Source organism: Sphingomonas sp. (assembly GCF_035490575.1).
Classification (GTDB): Bacteria; Pseudomonadota; Alphaproteobacteria; order Sphingomonadales; family Sphingomonadaceae; genus Sphingomonas.
In genome coordinates this window covers 1-6,940 of record NZ_DATJLI010000004.1, presented here as the reverse complement: position 1 = coordinate 6,940, position 6,940 = coordinate 1, and the positions used below count along the sequence as shown (strand labels likewise).

Here is a 6,940-nt window from a genome sequence, read left to right as displayed (position 1 = left end):
GGTAGAGGCTGTACGATGCATCGCCGAGCGTCTGGAGCCAGGGCAGGCAGGGCACCAGTCCGCGCCGTTCGGCAATAATCGCGATCCCGACAACGGACAGCGCGGGCAACCCGTACCAGATCATCTTCGGTTCGCCCGCATGATACCACTCGGCAAGAAGAAGCGCGGTAAGCGCAACCAGCCAGAGCGCCCCGAATACGGCCCGTTGGCCAGTTCGAGGCTTCGAGAGGGCGGGCGGATCGGACCGTCTTCCGACCAGCGCCGCCAGCGCCATGCCGAACCAGAATTCGAACAGCAGCGTCGTTCCGTAGAATGACAGTGGCGTGTTTCTGTCGGCGACGAAGCTGCCAATGACGAAGGCAACGCCGATCAGCAGCGCCAGACCGATCAGCCGCCACCGAACGGCGAAAGGCAGCAGAAGCGCGAACAGAAGATAGAAGAACATCTCCATGTTCAGCGTCCAGCCCGGGACCACCAGCGGGGTCAGCGCCTGCGTCTGATGGATCGCGGCCCCCGGATTGGGCCAGGGTATGAAGAACAGCGATGCCAGAAAATGAGGCAGTTCGATCGTGGTCGATCGCATCAGTCCTGGCGCCGCGAGCGCAAATCCCGCCGCAACCAGCGAAACCAGCCAGTAAAGCGGCACGATCCGGATGATCCTCCGCTGCATGAACTGTAACGGTCCGATCCGGCGGCCCGCGGTGGTCAGCCACATGACATAGCCGCTCAGGACGAAAAAGATATCGACCCCTGCCGCGCCAAAGTTGGGCAATGCAAAGGCACGACCCGGTGCCTGAAGCTGGGCATGGAAATACACGACAAGCAATGCCGCGATCGCCCGAAGATACTGTAGCGACAGGATCGTCCGGCTCGGCGAAGGCTTCTGCTTCATCGATGCGGCGCCGGGGAACAGGTCAGGCATTCTGATACCTTCCGGTCTCCCACAGCGGGCCGCGCGCGCTGTCGACAGGCTGGGCCGGTTATTGATATCCCGCCACGCGGCATTCCAGAAGACATGGAGCCAGCGTCTATAGAAAAGCTTCGTCGTTGGGAACGCCGATCAGGTTCCCCTTTGCTATTGCCTAAGCGAAGTCGTGTTCCCGTGTGGGCGGAACGCTTTGATATTCCGTAACCTGAGCATAGACGTATCGTTAACCATTCCCCGCCATAACGGTTACGGGAGAATCGCGATGCTAGTCGAAATTGCCAGGCTGATTGCCGATGTCGAGACGATGGGCGGCGACCCGCTCAGCGAAATTCTGGCTCCCAGTGAAATCCGGGCGATCGCCGAGACGATCGTTGCATCGAACCTGTTGGCCGGCGCCGCGGACAAGGCAGCGGCCTATCCCCCGCATTTTGCATGGATGGCCTCGCTTCCATCGCACCTGCACGATTGCTTCAGCGCCTGACACTGGCCTGCCGGGACACGGTGCGCTGTCGATCGATATCGGCCATGATCGGTGTCAGCGAGCTGGCAAGATATGGGATCAGCGTCCGGACAAACGTATTCGTCATGTGATGCCGGTCAGAATACATGACGATATTGCCCGCGACCACGGGGCACCGGTCATCGGGACACAGATGGTCCGTCAGGTCGAGGAAGTGGACCCGAGGATTGGGGCGGACGCCCATGAACGGGTTCATCGCGGCAAATGCGTCCGATTTGGCCATCGTGCACAGCCTGCTGTCTGGGCCGTTGACCTGAACACATTCAGGAATGTCGTTGCGGAACCACGGATTGTCCCGGATCGCAACGACATGAATACCAAGCGGCGTCAGCTTGGCCCATCGCTCTGTAAATTGGGGCACGACATGTTCGCGTGAACCGTCCTTGCCATGGGTCGCGGTCGTGAAGACGATGTCGGGCTTGAGTTCGGTAAGCCTGGCCATCAGGTTTTCATTCCACCGCGCACAGGAACGGTCGATTTTCGACGTACCGGCTCTGGGCGTGGCAAAAACGCAGCCGCTTTTGGTGAAGGTTACCATGCGCCACCCTTGCCCGGTGACGATTGGTTCGAGAGCGGAATAATAATGCGCGCTGTGCGATCCACCAACCAGCGCCAGCACCCGCCGGGCGCCGGGATTACCGAACGTGCAGCTGATCAGCCCCGCCTTATCGATGTCCTGGTGGCATTTCTTGGCATAGAGCGGCGAGACATCGCGCTTCATCCACAACGGGCCGGGCCTGATCTGCACGCGTCCGTCCGCAGCGAAGTAACGGCCATCGAACACGGCGGCACCGGGATAGCGGCCAGGATCGGGCTTCATCAGCTTGTCCGCCGATACCGCCTGCGCGGTCTGGATCTTCCATGCGCCATCGCCGAGCGTGATGACGGCGACCGCGGCTGCGCCAACCGCGATCGTACGCCACGGCCGGTCCTCCCGAACCTTAGAGCAGGGCTTTTCGACCAGGCGGGTGGTCAGCCAGGCAAGCATGACGGACGCCACCAGGATCGCCGATCCGGCCGCGAACGAAGCCTGCGTCTGATAGGTTACGGTCAGGAACGCGATGAGCAGCGGCCAGTGCCACAGGTACAGCGCATAGGAAATGCCGCCCAGCCAGTTCAGCGGCTTAATCGACAGCAGGCGACGCACGCTGAACCGGTGTTCGCCTTGCCCGCATAACAGGATCAGCGCCGCGCCAAGCGTCGGCCACAACGCGGCATAGCCCGGAAATATCGTCGAAACCTGCAACAGGATGCCGCAGCTGATCACCAGGAACAGCCCCAGCCATCCACCGATCAGCTGGACGATCACGGGCAACCGCACGCGCGCCAGCAACACGGCGGTAAGGCCGCCGAGCGCAAACTCCCATATGCGGGCAAAGGTGTTGAAATAGGCGACCGGCTGATTGGTCGCGGTCGCATAAACCGAATAGGAAAAAGACAAGGCGAATACCGCGACCAGGACAGTAATCGCTGTGCGTTCCCGGTTGCCTGTGCTGTTGCGAACGACAAATCCGGTAACCGTCATCGTCAGGCACAGCAGGACCAGCGCCTGCACCTGTGCCGACATTGCCCAGTAATGCTGCAGCGGGCTGGCCACTTCGTCCCGGGCCAGATAGTCGACCGCCGACCATGCCAGATACCAGTTCTCGACATAGATGGTCGAGGCCAGGACATGGACGACATGGGTCGACCACCGGGTCTGCGGCATCCAGAACGGTGCGGTTACCAGGACGACCGCGATCACGAACAGCGACGCCGGCAGCAGTCGCTTTACGAGCCGCCCGACGAACGCAACGAAATCCACCCGGCCCGTGGCGCCAAGTTCGCGAACCATCGATCCGACCAGCAGAAATCCGGAAACGACGAAGAACACGTCAACGCCGCCCGAAACCCGTCCGACCCAGATATGGAATGTCGCAACCAGCAGCGCGCCGATTGCCCGCAAACCCTGGATGTCGTCGCGCCGATTTTGGCGCTGGCGTGGAATTGCCTTGTCTGTTGCCACCACCAACATCGCCCCTGCCCTAATATGATTGCATCAGCTTATCTCATGACCGTCCACAATACGTCATGATTTCAGATGTGCTGGGCCTGAGAATTTGGGACACTTTAACTAACCATTTGATAGGTGCCCGGCATCGGCCACAGACGGCCTGCCCCGAAGGACAGGATACAGGCCAGCGAGACGGGATGACGGCGTGTTGAAATATCGCACTGATATCGATGGCCTTCGCGCCGTTGCGGTGGGTGGCGTAGTCCTGTTCCACGCATTCCCGACGCTGTTGACCGGGGGGTTCATCGGCGTCGACGTATTCTTCGTCCTGTCGGGATTCCTGATTACCGCGATCATCCGGTCGGATGCGGAGGCCGGCACCTTCTCGATCGCCGGTTTCTACGAACGCCGGTTCCGACGCATCCTGCCGGCCCTGCTGGCGATGGTGGTGGTAACGTCACTGGCGGCAGTCACTATCCTTCCGCCATCCGAACTGCGCAACTACGGCAAGAGCCTGGCCGGGGTTGGGCTGTTCGCGTCCAACATCGTCTTCTGGAACGACAGCGGCTATTTCGACACCGCATCGGCGGACAAGCCGCTGCTGCATACGTGGTCGCTGGCGGTGGAGGAGCAATTCTACATCGTCTGGCCGATCGTGGCCGCGTTGTTGGTCCGCATGGGGCGGCGGCGGTTGCTGGCGGGGTTCGTATGGGCGACGGTCGGCCTGTCGCTGCTCGCTGCGATCGCGGCGGTGCGGTACGCGCCGTCACAGGCATTCTACCTGCTGCCCTACCGTGCGTGGGAACTGGGCATGGGGGCGCTGCTGGCGACCGGCGCGGTGCCGTCGCTGCGGACCCGCGGAATGCGTGAAGCCACAGCCTGGGCCGGGCTGGCGCTGATTGTCGTGCCGATGCTGGTCTATACCGAGGCGACCCCCTTTCCCGGCCTGGCCGCGTTGCCGCCGTGCCTGGGCGCGCTCTTGATCCTGCATGCCGGGCAGGGGGCCGAAACGCAGGCGGGACGAATGCTGTCGTGGCGGCCGATGCTGTTCGTCGGCCTGGTGTCGTACAGCTTCTACCTGTGGCACTGGCCGTTGCTGGTGCTGCCGCGCATCGCGCTCAACCGCTCGCTGACACCGGTCGAGGCGGTACTGGCGGTGGCCGTGGCGCTGGGGCTGGCTGCGTTGTCGCTGCGCTATGTCGAGCGGCCGTTCCGCGGGCGGGGCACGATCGCATTGTCTCGCCGCAAGGTGCTGAGCGCCAGCGTGGCCGGATGCGCGGCCCTCACCCTGGCCGGGGCCGGCCTGTTCGCGACCCACGGGTTGCAGGCATTCGCCGCACCGGACGTGATCGCCGCCGAACGCGCGGTCGACAGCATCAATCCGCTGCGCAAGGCATGCCATAACGACGAAGGCACCGACGTGCTGGGCCCGGTCGGTCGCTGTACCGGTGGCGCACCGCGCCCGGACGGCGGGTATCAGGTGCTGCTGTGGGGGGATTCGCATGCCGATCACCTTGCCGCCGGGTTCGATCGCCTGGGCCGCGAACAGGGCTTTGCCTTTCGTCAGGCCAGCGTTTCGGGATGCGCACCGTTTGCCATCCTTGATACCGATAACAAGCGGAAAGCCTGCGCTAATTTTCATCGCAAAGCCTTGGTCGAGGCCGGACAGCAACCTGACCTACGTGCGATTATCATCAGTGCGCGCTGGTCACTTTCCGGCAGTGCGGCAAGGCTGAAATCAGAAGAGGCCGCAATGGCTCGGTTTCATAATACGCTTTCGCAAATGGCCGACCGTATCCGAACGCAGGTGGGGTCACAGCCCGCGATCATCCTGATTGGCTCGACTCCTGAATTCGGTTTCTGGCCCGCAATCTGCCTGGCGCGCGCCGCCAAGTCGGGACTGGGCCGGACGCAGTGCACGCGCGCCGTTGCCGCCGACCGCGAATGGGGGCCAAAGGCTGATCGCGTCCTGACCGGAATCGCCGGCGTGACCGTAATCTTGCCGCGCCGTTCGTTCTGCACGGGTGACCTGTGCCGGACGGTCGCGGGGAACACGATCCTGTACCGCGACGACGACCACCTAACCAACGAAGGGGCATGGTTTGTGGCACGGCAGGCGGCAGCCGCGATCGCATCCGGCGGGCTGTCCGATAAGCAGCCCGCCCGATCCATAAGCAGCCCACCGGAAACCAGTTAGTCGGTTTACCCTGCGATCCCCTTTCCCTATCCGGTGACGCCTATCCCGGTATGCAGGAGCTTTGTGTCATGCCCGCAGTCCCGCTCGTTTCCGTGGTCAGCGCCTTTTACAATCGTGCTGATCGGGTGGCGGAATCTGTCGGCAGCGTGCTGGCGCAGGACTATCCTGCGCTTGAGGTCATCGTTGTCGACGATGGTTCGCGTGACGACACGCTGGGCGAACTTCGCAAGCTCGACGACCCTCGGCTTACGATCATCACCCGCGAGAATCATGGTTTCGTCGCGTCGATGAACGAGGCGATCGCCGCCAGTCGCGGTGATTTCATCGCCGTTCACGGATCGGGCGACCTGTCGCTGCCGGGCCGCATCGCGCAACAGGCAAAGGTGCTGGTCGACAGCCCGGATATCGGCGTCGTCGGCTGCTGGGTCGACAATGACGAGACCGATGGTCCGGGATCGCGACTGTTCAAGGCGCCGCGCGGGCTGGATTTCCATGCGACGCTGCTGTCGCGCGGACTGTTCACCCATGGCGAGGTAATGTTCCGCCGGGCGCCGTTCGATGCGGTTGGCGGCTATCGCGATTTCTTTCGCTTCGCGCAGGATCGCGACCTGTGGCTGCGCATGTCGCGTCTGTGCGGCTACGATATCGTGCCCGAGATACTGTACCGGCGCTACAAGCCCGAAGGCGGGGTCAGCGCGGATCCCGCGAAATTGCTGCTCCAGGCCTATCTGTCCGATTTCGCCGTGCAATGTGCCCGGATCGTGGACGGCGGCGGGCGCGATCCGATCGATCAGTACGGTGCGCCGGCAGCGTTTCTGCGCCGCCCTTCGCCGATGTTCGCCCGCAAGCTGGCATGGTTCGGCGCGCGGATGATGGTGGAGGGCAAGGTCGAGCAGGGCTGGCCGATCGTCGAACGCGCGCATGCCGAATATCCCGGCCGACAGGTCCGCATGATCCGTGCGCTTGCGGCACTGCATGATCGCCCCGCCATGTGGGCGCGGATCGGTCGCCCGATCCTGGCCCGGCGGTTGCGCCAGTTCCGCGAGGGGTAGCACCCGCGCACACCTGCCCGGCGGCATCGCATTGCCGCCGGGTCTTGCCGGTTCAGCGGACCAGAACGCTGCCCAATACGGGCACGTCATTGGCAGTCAGACGATCCATCAGCACGCGGACCGACTCCATCGGAGTTTGGCGCCGTTCAGCCAGCAGCAGCACGCCATCGGCACCGCGGGCGATCGCTGCGACGATGTCGGCGGGCTGATTGCCGGCATCGACGATCGCGAAGCGATACCCGCCACGCAG

The 6,940-nt window shown here is 63.2% G+C and carries 6 protein-coding genes; 3 read left to right on the top strand and 3 right to left on the bottom strand.

What is annotated here, in order from left to right; genetic code table 11:
• On the bottom strand, positions 1-892 hold an 892-nt coding region (locus tag VL973_RS00185), incomplete at its 3' end, for an acyltransferase family protein (protein WP_325282016.1).
• A gap of 226 nt (positions 893-1,118) precedes the next feature.
• On the opposite strand from VL973_RS00185, the gene VL973_RS00180 reads away from it, so the two are divergent.
• Entirely contained in the window at positions 1,119-1,409 is a 291-nt protein-coding gene (locus VL973_RS00180) for a hypothetical protein (RefSeq protein ID WP_325282015.1), read from the top strand.
• Here VL973_RS00180 and VL973_RS00175 read toward each other — a convergent pair.
• On the bottom strand, positions 1,399-3,462 hold the full coding sequence (locus VL973_RS00175) for an acyltransferase family protein (protein WP_325282014.1): 2,064 nt from the start codon (positions 3,460-3,462) through the stop codon (positions 1,399-1,401). The two genes, VL973_RS00180 and VL973_RS00175, sit on opposite strands and share 11 nt — an antisense overlap.
• Positions 3,463-3,646: 184 nt before the next feature.
• On the opposite strand from VL973_RS00175, the gene VL973_RS00170 reads away from it, so the two are divergent.
• Positions 3,647-5,638: an acyltransferase family protein gene (locus VL973_RS00170; RefSeq protein ID WP_325282013.1), complete on the top strand. Its 1,992-nt coding sequence runs from the start codon at positions 3,647-3,649 to the stop codon at positions 5,636-5,638.
• A gap of 68 nt (positions 5,639-5,706) precedes the next feature.
• Positions 5,707-6,690 (top strand): glycosyltransferase family 2 protein, encoded by a 984-nt coding sequence (locus VL973_RS00165; protein ID WP_325282012.1) that lies wholly within the window; start codon positions 5,707-5,709, stop codon positions 6,688-6,690.
• 52 nt (positions 6,691-6,742) lie between these two features.
• Here the strand turns inward: VL973_RS00165 and VL973_RS00160 are convergent.
• A partial coding sequence (locus VL973_RS00160) for a P-loop NTPase family protein (RefSeq protein ID WP_325282011.1) occupies positions 6,743-6,940 on the bottom strand: 198 nt, incomplete at its 5' end.

Bases quoted from the DNA above. Each gene is read 5' to 3' on its own strand.
- VL973_RS00175 (WP_325282014.1), bottom strand. From the start codon at position 3,462: ATGTTGGTGGTGGCAACAGACAAGGCAATTCCACGCCAGCGCCAAAAT.
- VL973_RS00165 (WP_325282012.1), top strand. From the start codon at position 5,707: ATGCCCGCAGTCCCGCTCGTTTCCGTGGTCAGCGCCTTTTACAATCGT.